Origin of the sequence: Microbulbifer mangrovi (genome assembly GCF_002009015.1) — a bacterium.
Classification (GTDB): domain Bacteria; phylum Pseudomonadota; class Gammaproteobacteria; order Pseudomonadales; family Cellvibrionaceae; genus Microbulbifer; species Microbulbifer mangrovi.
Genome location: NZ_LZDE01000312.1, coordinates 15793 through 33995 on the forward strand (window position 1 = coordinate 15793; position 18203 = coordinate 33995).

An 18203-nucleotide genomic window follows, 5' to 3' on the forward strand; every position below is an offset into this window, starting at 1 on the left:
GTTTTTTTTTGGCTTGTCGGCGATCAGATCAGTGTTTGTCTGTCGCCTTGCGCACGCTACTGCGGATCTGGGTATTGAGCTTGCTGCCCGTGTAGCGGCCCTTGCTCACGTGGCGAATGCGGTATACCCCGGGAATATCCAGTGGCTCACCCTGGGTGCCCAGCAGCCAGCGGAAGGCGCGATCTTCGTGGGCCTTGCACCAGCTGTCGGCGGGTTTCTGGTAATAGGTCAGGCTGTCGCAGTAGCCGCCGGCGCGGGCGATATCGCCGTGGGCAATCTGCAGTGGGCCGGTTGCGCGGTCGCGGGTCTGTTCCACAAAACGACTGTCGTCGATTTCGATGACACGCAGTTCCGCCGGATCAAAATTCAGCATCGGATCGTCGTCTGCCAGCAGCGAGGTGATGCGTTCGCGGGACGGGAACACCAGGCTATCCTGGCGTCCCTGCAGCAGCTCGGCCAGCTGGTCGATGCAGTGCTCGCGGAACATCAGGTCGCAATCGGTAAACCAGATCCAGTCCGCCTTGGTGGCGAGCGCCGCCTCATTGCGGCCGATGGCCCGACGGTACAGGGATTCCTTGGGCAGCTCACGCCAGTTCCAGGTTACGCCCGGCACCTGCTGTTTGCCGAAAAACTCGAGTACCGCGGCGGTGCGGGTATCTTCGCTGTTGTAGTACACGGTCATGGTTACCGTGGCCTTGGTCGGCGGATACAGCGCCAGGGAACTCAGCTGGTAAATCAGGAAGTGAGAGTACTGCCAGCAGTGGCTGACGATCTCGATATCCAGAATACCGGTGCGCGCGGCGCGCTCGTTCCTGCTCGGCAGTGGCTTCTGGAACAGGGAGGCCGGTACCCAGCCGCTGGCAGCGAGACGCAGGAAGCGGCTCACTAGCGGGTCTGACCAGTGTTTTTTCGGAGTGGGTGTGTCCATGGTAAAGCTCTTCTGCCGGGGCATCGGTGTTTCAGGGAGGGCGCGGTGGCCGCTCTATTGTGGTGACTGTTCGGGTGTATAGCCGCTTTCGGCCAACTGGCGGATGCCCTGGGGCGTCTCCACGATCCCCTCTTTGGCCACCCGCAGGCGCAGGGCTTTATTGCGCGCGACAATTTCCGGATCAGCGTAACCGCGGGGATGATCCAGGTGGACGCAGATGGCATCAAAGCGCACGTGGCGCGGCTTGATACCGGCATTTTCCAGGCGGACACCGAATTCCCGGTCCAGGCCACCCCAGGCCATACGCTCGTCAAAACCGTTTACTTTCAGGACATCTTCCCGCCAGGCCGAGGCGTTGGAGCCCTTCAGGTTGCAGGCGGTGGGGGTGAGACGGTTGAGGAGTGGTGCCCAGCGTTCGCTGGCGCGCAGTTTCAGTGTCTTGCGGCGGGCTTTCAGGCCATTGGCTTTCAGCCACGCGTAATCGAAGCAGCGTCCGGAGACAATGTCGTCCCGTGTAATCGCTTCACTGGTGCTCATGGGCAGCTTGAAGTAACTGCCGGAGAGGAAATAACCGGGTTCCGCGCGGCGCTTGTGTACGGCGAGGAAATCCCCACGCGGAATACAGTCGCCATCGGTGAAGACAATATAGTCACCGCGCGCCTGCAGAATCGCCTTGTTGAGAATGCGGCATTTGCGGAAACCGTCGTCTTTCTGCCACACATGGCGTATGTCGAGTCCGGTTTCCTCGCGCAGTCGCGCAACCAGCTCGGCGGTTTCCGGACCGGAGCCGTCGTCTGCCACGATCACTTCCAGCGGCGGTTCACTCTGACAGCTGTACCCCCACAGTACCTTCTCCAGCCAGACCGGAGAGTTGTAGGTTGTCATGATCACGGAGATTTTCATGGCGGATAATTCCAGTGCAATCGAACGGTGTCAGAGTGTATGCTCCGGGCGCCAACAGTCCAGGTGACTGGGCAGTCTGGCAGTATAGACCTTGCCGGAGCGGCCTTGGCCGATCGCGGCAAAACACGGATCATACTGATCTCTGGGTATGCATTGAGCCAGGTCCGTGGCGGAAAAACGGCGCATTCTAGGGTGTTTTGCCGGTTACTGCACCCGACGCATGTCGCAATTCGCGTCGAGGACGGTACCTGGGGGCGTTCTGCTGGTCATCGGCGCGGGACGAGTTCTGGTATGCTGCGCGAAATTTCTACGGACACCTAGAAATGCATATCTTTGTTTTCTCTTATAATCGTGGCCCCTTCCTCGAGAACTGTATTCGTTCCATCGAGGCCTGCGCGCCGCAGTGCGACCTGACGGTCATTGACGATGGTAGTGACGACCCGGATACCCGGAGGATCCTCGCGGAGATCGGCCAGCGACACCGGGTTGTGGATAAAACCGCGGAGTCCGGCCACAAGCTCGGGGGGCTCTACGCCAATATGCAGGCGGCCTATGAGATGGCGGCGGATGACGAGCTGATCTGCTTTCTCCAGGATGATACCCAGATGGTGCGTCCATTGAGTGACGGCGATCTGGAAGCACTGCGCCAGAGTTTTGCCGCACAGCCGGACCTGGGATTCATTTCTCCGGCATTTGTGCGTGGGATTTCCCTAAAAAGGAAAGTCGACCGGGATTTCCGCTTTGATGCGTCGCGCAATTTCTGGTTCTGGTATCCGCGCAAACGCTCCACCGGGACCTGGTTTTCCGCGCTGTTGATCGCCGATCCACGTCGTCTGCGCGAGGTGAACTGGCAGTTTGAGGTCGGGGAGTCGGTCAACAACCGCAAGGCGGCCAAGATCTTCTGTCGCATGGCGCGCATGCGCGCACCCTTTTCCATGTGGTTGCCCAACGGGCGCGCCTACCGCGGCAAGCAGAAATCGCTGGCGCTGCGGTTTGGCGAATGGTCTCGCTCCTGTGGCCTGTATCCGCTGCAAATCATGAGTGAGCAGGAGGTCGAGGCCCTGAACAATGCCGAGCCTCCGCGCTTGCCGGTGGCTGAGGAGTGCCTGCAGACCACCCGTGGCAGAATCCGCACGCCCTGGGCGTACGATCCCATGCAGGGTGCTGGCTGGCTCAAACTGTTCGACCGCCTGGAGCGCAAACTGCGCGGCCTGTTTTCCTGATGTGTACTTGCCGGGCTGAACCCGGCAATAGAATGATCAAGACTTATAACAGCTAACAGACGATGACTGCGCAGAGGGTTTTGCGCGGCATGCTATTGAGGGTATTTCCGGTGGGGTATCGGCAATTCAGAAACGGACTGGCGAATGTCATCTATGACGAAGATATCGTCGGTGCCGACTGCGAAAAGCTATTCGATCTGACGTGGCTGCAGGCCAACAGTCGCTGTGCCCAGGTGGAGCGGGGTAAGGCGGTGATGTTTGAATACGCGGGCGTGGAGCTCGTGTACAAACAGTACCACCGGGGCGGGCTCGCCGGTCGCGTAGTCGAGAAAACCTATTTATACAGTCCCCTGTCCAACACGCGCGTGTGGCGTGAATTCAATATGCTGCGGGCAATGCGCGCGCTGGGCCTGCCGGTTCCACGGCCGGCGGCGGCGCGCTGTGTGAGTGTGCCGCCGCTGGCTTATCGTGGCGCTTTGATTACCGAGCGTGTAGCGGATTCTAAAAACCTCACCGAGGTGCTCTGCGAGCGCCCGGTGGATAATGCTGATTGGGAAAAGCTCGGTGAATTGATTGCGCGCTTTCACGCGGAGAACGTGTATCACGCGGATCTCAATGCGAGCAATATTCTGCTGACCGGCAGCGGAGATTTTTACCTGATCGACTTCGATAAAGGGGTAATCCGCGATTCCCTTTCCCCTCAGGATGCCGAATCCAATGTGTCGCGCCTGCGCCGCTCTCTAGACAAGTTGCAGGGCAAGCACTCTCCATTCCACTTCTCCGATGACAACTGGCGCGCGCTTACCAGTGGCTACGCCAGTGCCCGACAGATGGCCCGGGATTACACCGAGAAGTAATCCCGGTACCAGTTCACAAACTTCTGTACTCCCTCGCGCACGCCGGTATCCGGACGGTAACCGGTGGCCCGCTGCAATTTGCGTGTGTCTGCATGGGTATCGGGAATATCCCCCGCCTGCATTGGCAGTAATTCGCGAATCGCCTTTTTCCCCAGCGCTTCCTCCAGTGCATCGATATAGTCGGAAAGCTGTGCCGGGTTGCCGTTGCCGATGTTGAAGATGCGGAAGGGCGCATTGCTGGTTGAAGGCAATGGCTCCGCTGCGCTCCATTCCGGGTCGGCGCTGGCGATCTGGTCGCTGGATTTGATCACGCCTTCGACGATGTCATCGATATAGGTGAAATCGCGGCTATGGTGGCCGTGGTTGAACACCGGGATTGGCTTGCCCTCGAGGATCAGGCGGGTGAACTTGAACAGCGCCATATCCGGCCGACCCCAGGGACCGTACACGGTAAAAAAGCGCAGCCCGGTGGTGGGCAGGCGGAACAGGTGGCTGTAGCTGTGGGCCATCAGTTCGTTGGCGCGCTTGGTAGCGGCGTAGAACTGCAGCGGATGGTCCACCCCGTGATCCTCGCTGAATGGCATGGTGGTATTGCCACCGTAGACACTGCTGGTGCTGGCGTAGGTGAGGTGCGGCGTTTTTGCGTGGCGACAGGTTTCCAGTAGGTTGGAAAAACCTACCAGATTGCTCTCCACATAGGATTCCGGGTGCTCGATGGAGTGACGCACCCCGGCCTGTGCGGCGAGGTGAATGACCCGGTCAAATTCGTGGCGCTCGAAACAGGCATCGAGGGCGGGTCTGTCGGCGATATTTGCACGGACAAACTCGTACCCAACGCTATCGCCTTGCTGCTGGGCAAGCTTTTCCAGTTCCCGCAGGCGTGCCTCCTTGAGGCTGGTTTCGTAGTAGTCGTTGACGTTGTCCACGCCCACCACCGAGTCACCCCGGGCCATCAGGGTTTTCGCCACGTGGAAGCCGATAAAGCCCGCGTTGCCGGTAATCAGGTACTTCATGGGGTTATCCACACCGTAATTGGTTCTCGCAAGGGACCACTGCCGTTATTCCCCGAAGAGTGCTCCCGGGTGATGTTCCCGGTCGGGTACCGCAATTGTAGTCAGTCCATAAAAAAGGCCGGCACTATAGCAGTGCCGGCCTTTGAATGGTGTGCTGGAGGTAGATTATTTGGTGAGCGGCGCAGCACCACTATCCAGAATATGCGCGCGGGAAACCGGGCTGGCCGGGTTCAGGCGTGCATCCAGCTGCTGCAGGTCTTCCGGTGCCAGCAGGCCGGCTACCAGTTTCAGGTTCAGGGTGTTAAGGATGTAGTCGTACAGCGCGTTAGCATAATCGGTCTTGGCCAATGCCAGGGTGCGCTGGGCCAGTAACACATCGACAATATTACGGGTACCCACCTCGTAGCCGGCCTGGGTCGCATCCAGGGCGCTCTTGGCGGAGATTACCGCCTGTTCGCGGGCTTCTACTCGGCTAGTGTCGGTGGTGACCGCACGGTGCAGGGTACGGGTGTCCTGAATGGTGTTGCGCTCGGTCAGGTTGCGGATGTCCTCGGACTGAAACGCCAGGTTACGCGCTTCGCGACGGCTGGCGCTCAGGCGGCCACCGCTGTAGATGGGCATCTCGAAGGTGATCGCGGCAATCTTGGTTTCGGTCTCGTCATCGATCGGGGAGCCGGTGGAGAAAGGCTCGAAACCTGGGAAAGTCGTAGTGCCATTCCGGTCGCCGTCCCGATAGCCCTTGTCGTAGGACAGGTTGCCGTACAGGGTGGGCAGGTGTTCGGCCGCAGCGGCGCGCGCGTTGTAGCGCGAGGCATCGGCGTTGAGGCGGACGGCCTTCAGGGTGTAGTTGTTGGCCAGGGCAAACTCAACCCAGGAAGCACGATCCGCAGGGTTCGGTGCGGATACGGCGAAGTTCGGCTGCAGCGGCGCTACCACATCGTGGTTCTGTCCGGTGAGTACGGAGAGCGCGTCGAAATTGCTCAGCAGGTCGTCCTGGGCAGTGAGGCGACGGGCCACGGCGCTGTCGTAAGCAGAGCGCGAATCGTACACATCGGTGATCGCGGTCAGGCCCACTTCAAAACGCTGCTGGGTCTGTTCCAGCTGCTTGGCCAGGGCCTCTTCCTCGGCGAGGGCGGCTTCCAGTACGTCGTGGGCGCGCAGTACGTCGAAGTAGGCAGCCGCGACACGGATCATCATGTCCTGCTGGTTGGCACTGAACTCGGCTGCGGCCTGTTCACTGAGGGTCTTGCCCTGCTTGTAACCGAACCACGCAGGCAGATCGAACAGTGCCTGGGTAAGCCTGGCGCCATAGCCGTGACTGTCGACATCACTGTCGCCAGTGGATCTGCCGGTTACCAGCTGGTTGTTGATGAAGTTCTGGCTGATGGAGTCCGATTCGGTGCGGGTTTTGGTGTAGTCCGCACTGGCATTGATCTGTGGCAGCAGCGCGGAGCGACCGAGGTTTTTTGACTCAAGGCCGGCGCGATAGGCAGCGCGGTCGGCGGCCAATTGCGGATCGTTATCCAGCGCCTGGAGGTACACTTCCCAAAGGGTGTCGGCCTGGGCCTGTACAGCGCCGAGACCGGTACCCAGTCCGACAACGGCGGCGGCGAGCAGAGATTTGAGTGGGCGGCCAATACGCTGAGCAAGGCGCCCTTTTGCACTTCTTGTCATTACTGTTGATTTCCTGTGACAGCTGCGGTCTTCAAGTTTCCGTGGCATCGTGCGTTAGCTACGCCCACTGTGTTCCTGTAAACCCCGCTTCCTTTTCTGCTTGTGCTTCTGAAAGGATCTGAAGCCAGTCTGTAATGTGCTCTGAAGGCGGCGCTGGCTTGGCCCGGAATGCAGTTGCATCCGTTTTCGATACGGAGTTCGGGCCTGCGGTCGCGAGAGTGTACCTCTCGGCCGCATAAGCGTCGAGGCGACGACCGGCGCAATTTGGTATATCTTCGTTAAACTGACGCGAACTTGCGTCCAGTGGCAAAAGGTACCTGTGTGCCGGACTGCGCGTCACTTCCCGCGCCGCTTCCCGGTTACTCTGACGCAGCGGAGGTCGCCTGTGGATGCACCCGCAGAGGTTTTGCCTGTGAGGATGCACCTCAGGCTCACTGGCGCAGTGCAGAAAACGGAAATTAACAGGCCATGGGGCAACAATCCCGACAGGACACTTACAGTGCAGCGATGCCGGCGGGGCCGGAGGGTTCCAGTGCCCGGTGGCAGAGAGCCTGCCACCAGTGCGACCTGCTACTAACCCGTGCGCACGCGCCGATCGGACAGCGGCTGATATGCCCGCGCTGTGGAGCCACCCTGCACCGCAATATGGAGCGCAGCGTCGCCCATACCGCTGCGCTTAGTCTCACTGGCCTTCTTCTGTTCATCCCCACCGCCACGCTGCCGTTGCTGGAGTTTTCCCTGTTTTCCTTCGGTGCGGAAAACACTCTGATGAATGGTGTGCAGTCGCTGTTTGCCGAGGGTTATTACTGGCTCGCCTCGCTGGTGTTGTTCTGCAGTGTGTTGGCACCGGTGGGCAAGTTCCTGCTACTGGCCTTTATTTGCTGGGGCAGCGCCTGGGCCAGTATGGCGAAGCCGGTGGCGCGGGCGCTGCGCTGGTATCACCACCTGCAGGAGTGGGGCATGCTCGATGTCTATATGTTGGGGATTCTTGTGGCGCTGGTGAAGATGTCGGACCTGGGCAAAATGTCGGTTGAGCCGGGGCTTTACTGTTTTGTGGCCATGATGGTGGTGTCCAGCGCGGCCACCGTATCCTTCGATGCAGAAACTGTGTGGGCGCGACTGGCCCGCCGTGCGGCGGCTGGAAATAAGGGTGCTTCGGGGCAACCGGAGGGGATGTCGTGAAGCGTCCGGTGCGGGCACTATCTTCGGGATTCTGGACCTGTCTGGGGTGTCGTCAGCTGGTGCGGGCACCGCAGGCGGATTCCTGTCTGTGCCCTCGCTGCGGCGCACGTATGCATGGAAGGGTGGACGGCAGCATCATGCTGACATGGGCGCTGACCATTACCGGGGCGCTATTGCTGATCCCCGCTAACATCCTGCCGGTGATGACGGTGATTTATCTGGGCTCGGGAGACCCGAGCACGATTATTGGCGGCGCCATGGAGTTGTATCACGCGGGGCTGTGGGGTATTGCCCTGATCGTGTTCGTGGCCAGTATCGCGGTGCCGGTGATGAAACTGGTGGGCCTGGTGATGCTGTGCCTGATGGTGCAGCGACGCTGGGATGTATCGCCGCGTCAGGCTATGCGCATTTACAGGGTGGTGAATGCCATCGGCCGCTGGTCCCTGCTGGACCTTTTCATGATCTCGATATTGGTGGCGCTGGTGGATATGGGGGCCATCGCCGAAGTGGCTGCGGGTGCCGGCAGTACTGCCTTTGCCACCGTCGTGGTTGTGACCATGTTCGCAGTGCGCGCATTTGACCCGCGTCTGGTGTGGGATGTATACGAAGAAAAAGTGTCTGCTAGAGAGGCGCAGGTAGACGAGAATCTTCACAGGGAGAATGGATGAGCGAACCGCCATTGGAATACGACGCCCAGTCTGAAGGGGTGGCGCGCCGCAGTCGTGGTCTCTCGCTGGTCTGGCTGTTGCCACTGGTGGCAGCGCTGATCGCTGCCTGGCTGTTGTACAAAGATTTCACCCAGGGAGATATCCGCGCCACGATCCTGTTTTCCACCGGCGATGGCCTGGTAAAGGGCAAGACCGCGGTGAAATATTCCGGCGTGGAAATTGGCGTGGTGGACGATTTCCGCCTGGTGCCCAATGCGGAAAAGCTGGGAGGGCAGGACGGGGTTCTGGCGGAGGTTTCGTTCAATCGCAGTGCCGCTTACCTGCTGACCGAGGGCAGCAAATTCTGGCTGGTAAAGCCTGAGGTGTCCCTCACCGGGGTGCGCGGCCTTGAGGCGCTGGTGTCCGGTAACTATATCGCCGTGGAGCCGGGCAGCGGCGCTGCGCGCAAACACTTTGTCGCAGTGCCCGAGCCACCCGCCTACGTGCGCGGGGACGGACTGCGGATTACCCTCAAGTCGCCGCGTCTTGCCTCTCTTAATCGCGGCTCACCGGTGTATTTCCGACAGTTGAAAGTGGGACAGGTTGAGAGCTATCGCCTGGCAGAAGATGCCAATGAGGTGGAAATCGGCCTGTTTATCCGTCGCGAATACGCTGACCTGGTGCACCGTGGCAGCCGCTTCTGGAATACCTCTGGCGTCACCATCCAGGGGGGCATCAGCGGTGTGAATGTCGAGCTCGAATCCCTGGCTTCTCTGATAGCGGGCGGTGTCAGTTTCTATACCCCGGAGGCCCAGCGCCAGTCCCCACTCTCGGAGGACGGCCAGGAATTCAAGCTGTACAAGAGTTTTGCCGAGGCGGACGCCGGTATTCCGGTGACGCTGAATTTCGACCGGGGTGTCAGTCTCGCGGAGGGGTCTACCCAGGTCATCTATCAGGGGATCAAGGTAGGGGAGGTGAATACCGCGAAGGCCAATCGGAATATCGACGGTATGGAAGTCCAGGTACTGATGGACCCGATCACCGATGACCTGCTCACTGAAAACACCCGATTCTGGCTGGCGCCGCCGACCCTGGATTTCACCTCCGGCGTGAACGACCTGCTTACGGGCAATCGTATCGAGGTGGATCTGCGCCCCGGCGAACGCTCGGTGCGAACGTTTGCCGCTGCGACTTCGCCGCCCGCACGAGACGCGCGCACGCCTGGATTGCACCTGCGGCTTACTGCTAAAAATACCGGTTCCATACAGCGCGGTGCCTCCGTGTACTACCGCCAGATGGAGGTGGGGCGCGTACAGGGAATGGAACTGGCGGACGACGGTTCCAGCATCATTGTATATGTGGTGATTGAGCCCCGTTACGCGCATCTGGTGAACAGCGAGAGCCGCTTCTGGAATGTGAGTGGTGTGCGTGCCAGCGCCAGCCTGCAGGGAATCAAGGTTGAGACCGATGCCCTGTTATCGGTGGTGCGTGGCGGTATCGCTTTCGGCAGCGGCCCCCATCGCAGCAAAAATGCCGGGCGTGCGCAGAGCGGTGACAGCTTCCGACTTTATGGCAGTCGCGACGAGGCGTTGGAGGAGGGGATCAATATCTATATTGACCTCACCGGCGACGAGGGGCTCAAGGAGGGAGCGCCACTGCGTTATCGCGGTATTCAGGTGGGGGAGATTACCCGTTTGCGCCTGAATTACGAGCTGGATGGTGTGCGTGCCAGGGCACGCCTCTACCGACGTGCAGAGAAGTTCGCCCGCACGGGTACCCGCATGTGGGTGGTAGGCCCCAAGATCGGCCTGGGGGGGGTGGATAACCTGGATACTCTGGTGACAGGACCTTTCCTGGAGCTCGAGCCGGGGCTCGGCAACGAACCGCAGACCGAATTTGTAGCTCTCCCCGCCAAGCCTGAGCCGGACCTCGCCGATACCATGATGATGCCGGGGTTGGCGCTTATTCTGGACGCACCGCGGCGCGGGTCACTCAAGCGCGGCAGCCCGGTTTATTATCGCCAGGTGAAAGTCGGTCAGGTGACCGGCTATCAGCTTGGGGAACTGGCGGACCGGGTTTACATCTATGTTTATATAGAGCCCGAATATCGCACCCTGGTGCGTGAACACAGTAAATTCTGGAATGCCAGCGGTGTGGATGTGAACTTTGGGGTAATGACCGGGCTCGACGTACACACGGAATCTGCCCAGTCGCTGCTGGCAGGGGGTATCGCTTTTGCCACACCGGAAAACGCGGAGATGGGGCTTGAAGTGGAGTCCGGCAGCCATTATCCACTTTACGGGAAGCCCGAAGATGAGTGGCTGCTATGGAGCCCCAAAATCGAGCTTTACCCGGCGTTGGAAGACAATTTCAAATAGTCCGGCCCATGGCCGGAGCCTCGACTTCATGTCATACGAGAAAGGGAGAACGGATGCGTATTACAATAACCAGCCTGCTTGCGGGTCTGCTGACGGTGGCCGGGCTCGCTGGCTGCGGCACCCCGACCCAGATCGACCGGATCGAGCCGCGCACGGCACCAGTGAGCTTCCAGACTTACGCCTGGGGGACGGAGGTGCTGACGGGTGACACTGGCGCGCCGGCACAACTGGTAGAGCTGGACACGGAGCTGCGCCGCACCGTGGGTGCCCTGATGCAATCCCGCGGCTATCGCCAGGTCCAGAGTGTGGATGGCGCGCAGATGGTGGTGGAATACCAGATCGCCGTCATCGAGGAAGAATTCGCCAGCGAGGAAGAAAACGAGAGCTGGGATGCGCAGTTCGACAGCAATGCCCAGCGCGGTGTGGTCGAGCTGCCGGAACGCAGTGGTGCACCTCGGGTAACCCTGTCTGTGGGCATCGGCCCGCACAACGGAATGCCGATGTGGGGAGGCAGTGCGACCAAGCTGATGGCCCGTCCCGAGGACAAGAACGAGCGCCAGCGCATTCTCAACAAGGCGGTGGGTGAGTTGCTCAAAGACCTGCCGCCGGCGAGTTGAGCCGGGCTCAGGGCAGAGTTAAGCCTCTGCCCGCTGCGAGATAACCAATTTTGATCACCGTTCGGCAGGGACGCCGGGACTCTCATAACAATTTCAGGAGAGCATATGGCTTCTTTGCTTCAACGTTTTCGCGCTGCCGCCCTGGGGCTGGTAGTGGCCCTCGGGCTCAGTGCCTGTACTGCCCCGAACCCGGTCGCGGTGGATTACGACCCGTCCTTCAAATTCGCCAACCTGCGCAGCTATTACCTGCTAGATACCCTCGCTAACGGCCCCGTATCGCCATTTGAGAGCAAGCGCGCCAATCAGGCGGTGAACGAGGTGCTGAAGGCGAGCTACCAGCCTGCGGCCACTCCGGAAGAGGCCGATTTCCTGGTGCGTGTACAGCTGTTCAGCAGCGACAAGGTCGCGGTGTACGAGGATCCATTCAGCATTTACGGGGGCTACCGCTATTTCGGCTTCGGCTGGAGAGCCCCGCTGCGGGTGCGTGAGTACCGCGAGTCCTCCCTGATTGTGGATGTGCTGTCGCCAGATGAGGCGCCCCTGTGGCGCGGCAGTATGCCGTCCGTGGCGGGTCGATACGACGCCCCCGAGCAGCAGCTGTTCCGCCTGCGCGAGGAGGCCAGCATGATCCTCGCCAAGTTCCCACCCTACAATGATGTCGGCTACGACTGATCCTGCGGAAGTAACGGAATCGGAACGCACAGCCATGAGTGAAAACAAGGATCTCAAGCCGCAATTTACCCGCGGGGCGGTGGATATCATCTCGCGCAAAACCGTGTACGACGGTTTCTTCGAGATGCAGAAGCTGCGCCTGCGCCATCGCTTGTATCGCGGTGGCTGGGGCGGGGAGATGGATCGCGAGCTGTTTGTGCGCGGCAATGCGGTGGGGGTGCTGTTGTACGACCCCCGGCACCAGCTGGTGGCACTTACCGAGCAGTTCCGTGTCGGCGCGCTGGAACGTGAAAACGGCCCCTGGTGCCTGGAAGTGGTTGCCGGCATGGTGGAAGAGGGCGAGTCCCTCGAGGACGTTGCCCGCCGCGAGCTGCAGGAAGAGGCCGGACTGGAAGTGCAGGCGCTGCACTACATCCGCAGTTACCTGCCGAGCCCCGGCGGCACCAGCGAGCGCATGCACCTGTTCTGTGCCTGCGCCGACCTGCGCGATATTGAGGGTTACTTCGGCCTCGCAGAAGAACACGAGGATATCCGGCTGCGGGTATTCCCCCTGCAGACCATGCTGGACGCGGTCGCCAGCGGCGACGGCGCCATCGATAACGCCGCTAGTATCATCAGCCTGCAATGGCTACAGCTGAATCGGGCACAGCTGGAGCGCTGAGCGGGTAACCGGTCGCGGTGCCATTGCTCAGGCATCCTCTTCTGATAGATACAAGCAAATGGCAATTGTCGGCAAATGTTGCCAAGTTAATGCAAGTTCGAGGGTGAATCCGCGCCCAGTAAACCCGGGATTTCCTCGGTTGAGCCCGGATTTCGCCCCAACGCGGGCAATTTGAGAGATCAATCACGGCGCAGACTCAACAGGAGTGTCGATAATGGCGGTACCGGCGGACAGTAGCCGCAGCAAGGCAAAATCACAGGTCGTGACCAGTGGACGCACGGGTGCCGTAAAAGAGCGCTACCGGGTGGATCTGCCGACTTATCACGCAGACTGTGATGCCAACTACCTGCGCCTATGTAAATTGATGCCGGAGCTCGCCAGCAATCACAGCTGGCGCTACCAGATACCCAGCGGCACCCTGGAGGTGGCGGTGGTCGAGCGCAGCAGGTACACCACAGAAGTGAGTCTGCAGGCCTCGGTACAGAATTCTGGTGGAAAGAACAGTAACTGGCTTGCGCCGCCGCCTATTACGGTCCGTCTCTATCATGACGCGCGTATGGCAGAAGTGGTGGCGGTGGATGGCCAGGGGCCGGTAGGCGGCGATGGGCTGAACTTCAGCTATCCCAATCCGGCCATGCACAATGAAGATGAGCGCCAGCAGGTCAATCGTTTCCTGAGTGAATGGTTGGCGCACTGCCTGGCAAACGCCCGCGCCCAGGTCGACCTCACTTTTGGTGGTCGCCAACGCTGAGAGCACGCCGGGCATCGCACGGGCGAACACGGATGTTTCGGCAAGGTGAGACAGTGAATATCGAGGCAGTACAACCGGCACACCGGCTGATCCAGATTACCGACCCCCATATTGGCGGCCGGCCGGATTATCAGTTGCTGGGCCTGGACACCGGCCACACCCTGGACGAGGTGCTCGCTGCCGTCGCGGCCGAGCCCACAGCGCCCGAATTACTGGTGGTCACTGGCGATGTCTCTGCCAATGGCACCGAGGCCGCCTACCGCCGCTTCCTGCGCAAAATGCAACCAGTGCCAACCCCTTGGTACTGGCTCCCCGGCAATCACGATACCGCCCACAGAATGGACGAACTCGAGCCCAGGCGACGTCCGGAAGTCGTCGCTCTCGGCAACTGGCGCCTGCTGTTGCTGGATACCAGTGTACCGGGGCAGATCTGCGGCGGGTTCAGCGATACAGAAATTACGCGCATCGCCCAGCTACTGGAAGAACTCCGCGACCATCCGGTGATGGTGATGATGCACCATCAGCCGGTACCGGTAGGCAGTCACTGGATCGATGGCCATATGCTGAAAGCGGGACGCGAGGCATTTATTGATATGGTGTCTGGCGCCGATCACGTGCGCGCCATCACCTGGGGCCATGTGCACCAGCAGTTCGACAGTCAGCTCGGGCATATCGGCCTGCACGCAACCCCTTCCACCTCCGTTCAGTTCACTCCCGGCAGCGGTCCCTTTGCCGTAGACAGTGAGCTGCCGGGATATCGCTGGTTCGATCTGCGCGATGACGGCAGTTACGAGACCGGCGTCGAGCGGGTGGCGATCGCAGAATACAGCGTGGATTTTGCATCCTCTGGATACTGATCCTGCGCTCCTCGTATATGTCGGGCCATTCGCCCCTTTGCACTTTTTAACCTGCCTCACGTGACTCAATGTCCAGCCATCTATCATAATATGGCACGTGAATTCGCGGTTTAGTGGTACCGGATTCCTGTGGTGCGCTGCCTCGAGTTCCTCGAAATCTCTCCCGTCGGCGCGCTGCAATCACATACGTGCTCAACAGGAAGAGAGGTCGCCATGCACACAACCCACAAAAGTTTCCTGAGTCTGCTGTTTCTCACCGCCGCACTGCTTGCAGGTTGTGCCCAGCAGCCGGTGGCAACCCCGGAAGATGAAGCGGATGGCCTGCTGCCGCGCAAAACTGGACTGGATAGCGTCAGTGCCGCCTACGCCTTCGATCTCAGTGGCGCCAAGGTTTACCTGGAGCCGGTGGCGGTCGAGTACAACAAGCGCTACCCGCGTATCGGTTCTCCACTGCGCGCCAAAGATTACGAGCTGGACGAAAAAGACGTCACCAAATTGCAGGAAGTGATGGGCGAAACCCTGAGCGAACGTTTTCTCGCCCCGCGCCGCAGTGAACTGGTGGCGGACCGTTCCGAGGCCGACTACGTCATGAAGCTGGACCTGAGCCGATTCTCCCTGGGTGCCCCGCTCGATCCGCAGCCGTGGCTGTGGCGGGTTTACACCGATCAGAGTGCCTACGGAACCCTCTCTGGCGAGCTGCAGGACAGTAACGGCAATCCGGTGATGCGTTTCAGTGACCGCCGAGATATCGGTGAAAACTTCGGCAGTCTCGGCCCCGCCGGCCGCTTTGAGCGATTCACCAGCGTGACCTTCTGGCGCGATATGAAAATTGACCTGCGCCGTGCCTTTGCCAGCCTGGATGAATCCCTGCGCTAGCGTTTAGCGCACCCCGAACTTTCTTGGCGAGCGGTCGCCGGTACATCTGCCGGCGTCACCGCTATAATCCCCGCCATGCCAATACAACAAGATACCCAAAACCACGATCACAGCGATACTGCCGAGCGCCCGCTGCTGATCTACCTGCACGGCTTCCTGTCGTCACCGCAGTCTTACAAATGTCAGATGCTAAAGCAGTGGTTGCAGGAGTCCCGACCCGATGTCATTTTCTATGCGCCACTGATTTCGCCCTATCCGGCCCAGGCTGCGATGACCCTCGGTAAAGCATTGGATGATTTTTGCGCCAATCATCGCGGCCCCATCGGCCTGGTGGGAAGCTCCATGGGCGGCTTCTGGAGTACCTGGCTGGCAGAGCAGCACCATCTACCGGCAGTGATCATCAATCCTGCAGTGAAACCCTCTCGCTTTATGCCGGGCTATCTCGGGCAGGAACTCAAGCCGTACAGCGGAGAAATGCAGACCTATCGCCTGCAGACGTCCGATGTGGATAACATGCGGCAGCTGGAAGCGACGATACCCGGGGAGCTACGCGGGCGTTACTGGCTGCTTGCGCAGCGTGGCGACGAGACCCTGGACTGTCGCGAAGCCGAAGATTTTTACCGCGGCCAGCGACAGACCGTGGAAGAGGGGGGCGATCACAGCTTCCAGGGATTTGCCCGTTATGCCGAGGCACTGGTAGATTTCCTGTTTCCGAATAATTAACTGAACCCGAAAAGACCCAATAACAAACTCCAAGCAGTAGGCGCCGGCCACGGCGAACAGAACTCTATGGCGAATTATTCCGCAGAAGATATCGAGGTATTGACGGGACTGGACCCGGTGAAAAAACGTCCGGGGATGTACACCGAGACCACCCGTCCCAACCACCTGGCCCAGGAAGTCATCGACAACAGCGTCGACGAAGCCCTCGCCGGCCACGCCAAGAAAATCGAGGTGGTACTGCACAAGGACCACTCCCTGTCCGTCAGCGACGACGGCCGCGGCATGCCGGTGGATATCCATCCGGAGCAGGGGCGTCCGGGGGTGGAGGTAATCCTGTCCACCCTGCACGCGGGTGGCAAATTCTCCAAGAACAACTACCAGTTTTCCGGTGGTCTGCACGGGGTGGGTGTTTCGGTCGTAAACGCCCTGTCGAATGTGCTGGAAGTGACCATCCAGCGGGATGGCAAGGTACATCGCATTGGTTTCCAGAATGGCGACAAAGCCTCGGATCTGGAAGTTGTGGGCGAGTGTGGCAAGCGCACTACCGGTACCAGCGTGCGCTTCCTGCCGAACCCGAAGTATTTCGACTCCCACAAGTTTTCCGTACCGCGCCTGCGCCACCTGCTGCGCGCCAAGGCGGTACTCTGCCCGGGCCTGAACGTCACCTTCATCAATGAGCAGGACGGCGAGTCGGACCAGTGGTATTACGAAGACGGCCTGAAAGATTATCTGGCCGCGTCCAACCAGGGCTGGGAAGTGCTACCGGCGGAGCCTTTTATCGGCAACTTTTCCGCGGAGACCGAGGCGGCGGACTGGGCCGTGCAATGGCTGCCGGAAGGCGGCGAGGTCACCGTAGAATCCTATGTGAACCTTATTCCCACTGCCCAGGGCGGTACCCACGTCAATGGCCTGCGCGCTGGCCTGCTGGACGCCATGCGCGAGTACTGCGAGATCCGCAACCTGCTGCCGCGTGGGGTCAAACTGGGGCCAGAGGATATCTGGAACCAGTGCTCCTACGTGCTCTCCGCCAAACTGGCAGACCCGCAATTCTCCGGGCAGACCAAGGAACGCCTCAGCTCCCGCGAGGCCACCGCATTTATTTCCGGTGTGGCCAAGGACGCCTTCGGCCTGTGGCTCAACCAGCACACCGAGGATGGCGACAAGCTCGCCGAGCTGTGTATCAGCAATGCGCAGAAACGCCTGCGCTCCGCGAAAAAAGTCGCGCGTAAAAAGGTTACCCAGGGCCCGGCGCTGCCCGGCAAGCTCGCCGACTGCTCCAGTGGCGATACCAGCCGCTCCGAACTGTTCCTGGTGGAAGGGGACTCGGCCGGCGGTTCCGCCAAACAGGCGCGCGATCGCGAATTCCAGGCCATCATGCCCCTGCGCGGCAAGATCCTGAATACGTGGGAAGTGGACTCCAACGAGATCCTCGCCAGCCAGGAAGTTCATGACATCGCCGTTGCCCTTGGCGTCGATCCCGGCAGTGATAACCTGGAAGGCCTGCGCTACAACAAGATCTGTATCCTCGCGGACGCCGACTCCGACGGCCTGCACATCGCCACCCTGCTGTGCGCGCTGTTCCTGCGCCACTTCCGCCCGCTGGTTACCAACGGCCATGTCTACGTTGCCATGCCACCGCTGTTCCGTATTGATATCGGTAAAGAGGTGTACTACGCGCTGGATGATGCCGAGCGCCAGGGAATCCTCGATCGTATTGCCGCAGAGAAAAAGAAGGGCAAGATTCAGGTCACCCGATTCAAGGGCCTCGGCGAGATGAACCCGCTACAGTTGCGGGAGACCACCATGGACCCGAACACCCGCCGTCTTGTACAGCTGTATATCGATGCCGGCGATGACAGCAATCAACTGCTCGACATGTTACTAGCCAAGAAACGCTCCGGGGACCGGAAGCAATGGCTGGAGAGCAAGGGCAACCTTGCCGAAGTCAGCTGAATACAAAGCCCCGCCATGCGGGGCTTTGTTGTTCATGCAGATCGGAAATTTACTCTGAGCAATTGGCGCATGGTGGTGCCGACATTGCTTGGATTTCGGCTGTATTCGAAAGGAAATCTGACCTGCGTATGACTGAAAAAACGCTGAATGGGAATAAAAGTTATGCCTAGATATAGTCATTTAGGCGGGGCAAGAGACATGGCTATATGTAGGCATAATGCCTAAATGTAGATATCTTCTGCCTAGATGTAGGCATTATGCCTATATCTGGAGCTTTTGAATAAAACT

Annotated in this window: 17 protein-coding genes; 13 read left to right on the forward strand and 4 right to left on the reverse strand. The window is 59.9% G+C overall.

Going from position 1 to position 18203, the window contains the following annotated elements:
* Nucleotides 1-28 precede the first annotated feature (28 nt).
* Together B4U49_RS10465 and B4U49_RS10470 are read right to left on the reverse strand one after the other, a co-directional pair.
* Nucleotides 29-928, reverse strand: a complete 900-nt coding sequence (locus tag B4U49_RS10465) for a glycosyltransferase family A protein (protein WP_078084554.1) — start codon at nt 926-928, stop codon at nt 29-31.
* 54 nt (nt 929-982) lie between these two features.
* Nucleotides 983-1831: a glycosyltransferase family 2 protein gene (locus tag B4U49_RS10470; protein WP_078084540.1), complete on the reverse strand. Its 849-nt coding sequence runs from the start codon at nt 1829-1831 to the stop codon at nt 983-985.
* 323 nt (nt 1832-2154) lie between these two features.
* Between B4U49_RS10470 and B4U49_RS10475 the strand changes: the two genes are divergently transcribed.
* Together B4U49_RS10475 and B4U49_RS10480 are read left to right on the forward strand one after the other, a co-directional pair.
* Nucleotides 2155-3054 carry a glycosyltransferase family A protein gene (locus tag B4U49_RS10475; protein ID WP_078084541.1) on the forward strand — a complete coding sequence of 300 codons (900 nt, stop codon included), beginning with the start codon at nt 2155-2157 and terminating at the stop codon, nt 3052-3054.
* Nucleotides 3055-3143: 89 nt separating this feature from the next.
* Complete coding sequence (locus B4U49_RS10480; RefSeq protein ID WP_158078602.1) at nt 3144-3911, forward strand: 3-deoxy-D-manno-octulosonic acid kinase; 768 nt, start codon at nt 3144-3146, stop codon at nt 3909-3911.
* Here B4U49_RS10480 and B4U49_RS10485 read toward each other — a convergent pair.
* On the reverse strand, nt 3896-4924 hold the full coding sequence (locus B4U49_RS10485) for an NAD-dependent epimerase (protein WP_078084543.1): 1029 nt from the start codon (nt 4922-4924) through the stop codon (nt 3896-3898). The genes B4U49_RS10480 and B4U49_RS10485 overlap by 16 nt on opposite strands.
* Before the next feature lie 165 nt (nt 4925-5089).
* Entirely contained in the window at nt 5090-6598 is a 1509-nt protein-coding gene (locus tag B4U49_RS10490) for a TolC family outer membrane protein (RefSeq protein WP_078084544.1), read from the reverse strand.
* Between the two features lie 468 nt (nt 6599-7066).
* Between B4U49_RS10490 and B4U49_RS10495 the strand changes: the two genes are divergently transcribed.
* From B4U49_RS10495 to parE, 11 genes are all read left to right on the forward strand, one after another.
* The gene (locus B4U49_RS10495) at nt 7067-7780 is read left to right on the forward strand and encodes a paraquat-inducible protein A (protein ID WP_239692579.1); all 714 of its coding nucleotides are present in this window, start codon (nt 7067-7069) and stop codon (nt 7778-7780) included.
* Nucleotides 7777-8448, forward strand: coding sequence for a paraquat-inducible protein A (locus tag B4U49_RS10500; protein ID WP_239692580.1), 672 nt, complete (start codon nt 7777-7779; stop codon nt 8446-8448). The genes B4U49_RS10495 and B4U49_RS10500 overlap by 4 nt, the downstream gene beginning before the upstream one ends.
* Nucleotides 8445-10805, forward strand: a complete 2361-nt coding sequence (locus B4U49_RS10505; protein WP_078084545.1) for a PqiB family protein — start codon at nt 8445-8447, stop codon at nt 10803-10805. Before B4U49_RS10500 ends, B4U49_RS10505 begins: the two co-directional genes overlap by 4 nt.
* 53 nt (nt 10806-10858) lie before the next feature.
* Nucleotides 10859-11422: a DUF4136 domain-containing protein gene (locus B4U49_RS10510; RefSeq protein ID WP_158078603.1), complete on the forward strand. Its 564-nt coding sequence runs from the start codon at nt 10859-10861 to the stop codon at nt 11420-11422.
* A 105-nt stretch (nt 11423-11527) separates the two neighbouring features.
* Nucleotides 11528-12094, forward strand: coding sequence for a DUF4136 domain-containing protein (locus B4U49_RS10515; protein WP_078084547.1), 567 nt, complete (start codon nt 11528-11530; stop codon nt 12092-12094).
* A 34-nt stretch (nt 12095-12128) separates the two neighbouring features.
* On the forward strand, nt 12129-12755 hold the full coding sequence (locus tag B4U49_RS10520; RefSeq protein ID WP_078084548.1) for an NUDIX domain-containing protein: 627 nt from the start codon (nt 12129-12131) through the stop codon (nt 12753-12755).
* Between the two features lie 214 nt (nt 12756-12969).
* A complete protein-coding gene (locus B4U49_RS10525) occupies nt 12970-13506 on the forward strand; it encodes a DUF1249 domain-containing protein (protein ID WP_078084549.1) in 537 nt (178 codons plus the stop codon).
* Nucleotides 13507-13559: 53 nt separating this feature from the next.
* Nucleotides 13560-14363, forward strand: coding sequence for a phosphodiesterase (locus B4U49_RS10530; RefSeq protein WP_239692581.1), 804 nt, complete (start codon nt 13560-13562; stop codon nt 14361-14363).
* Nucleotides 14364-14576: 213 nt separating this feature from the next.
* Nucleotides 14577-15239 (forward strand): hypothetical protein, encoded by a 663-nt coding sequence (locus tag B4U49_RS10535; protein ID WP_078084551.1) that lies wholly within the window; start codon nt 14577-14579, stop codon nt 15237-15239.
* 75 nt (nt 15240-15314) lie between these two features.
* A complete protein-coding gene (locus tag B4U49_RS10540; RefSeq protein WP_078084552.1) occupies nt 15315-15962 on the forward strand; it encodes a YqiA/YcfP family alpha/beta fold hydrolase in 648 nt (215 codons plus the stop codon).
* 66 nt (nt 15963-16028) lie between these two features.
* Nucleotides 16029-17915: a DNA topoisomerase IV subunit B gene (gene parE, locus B4U49_RS10545; protein ID WP_078084553.1), complete on the forward strand. Its 1887-nt coding sequence runs from the start codon at nt 16029-16031 to the stop codon at nt 17913-17915.
* The last annotated feature ends 288 nt before the right edge of the window (nt 17916-18203 follow it).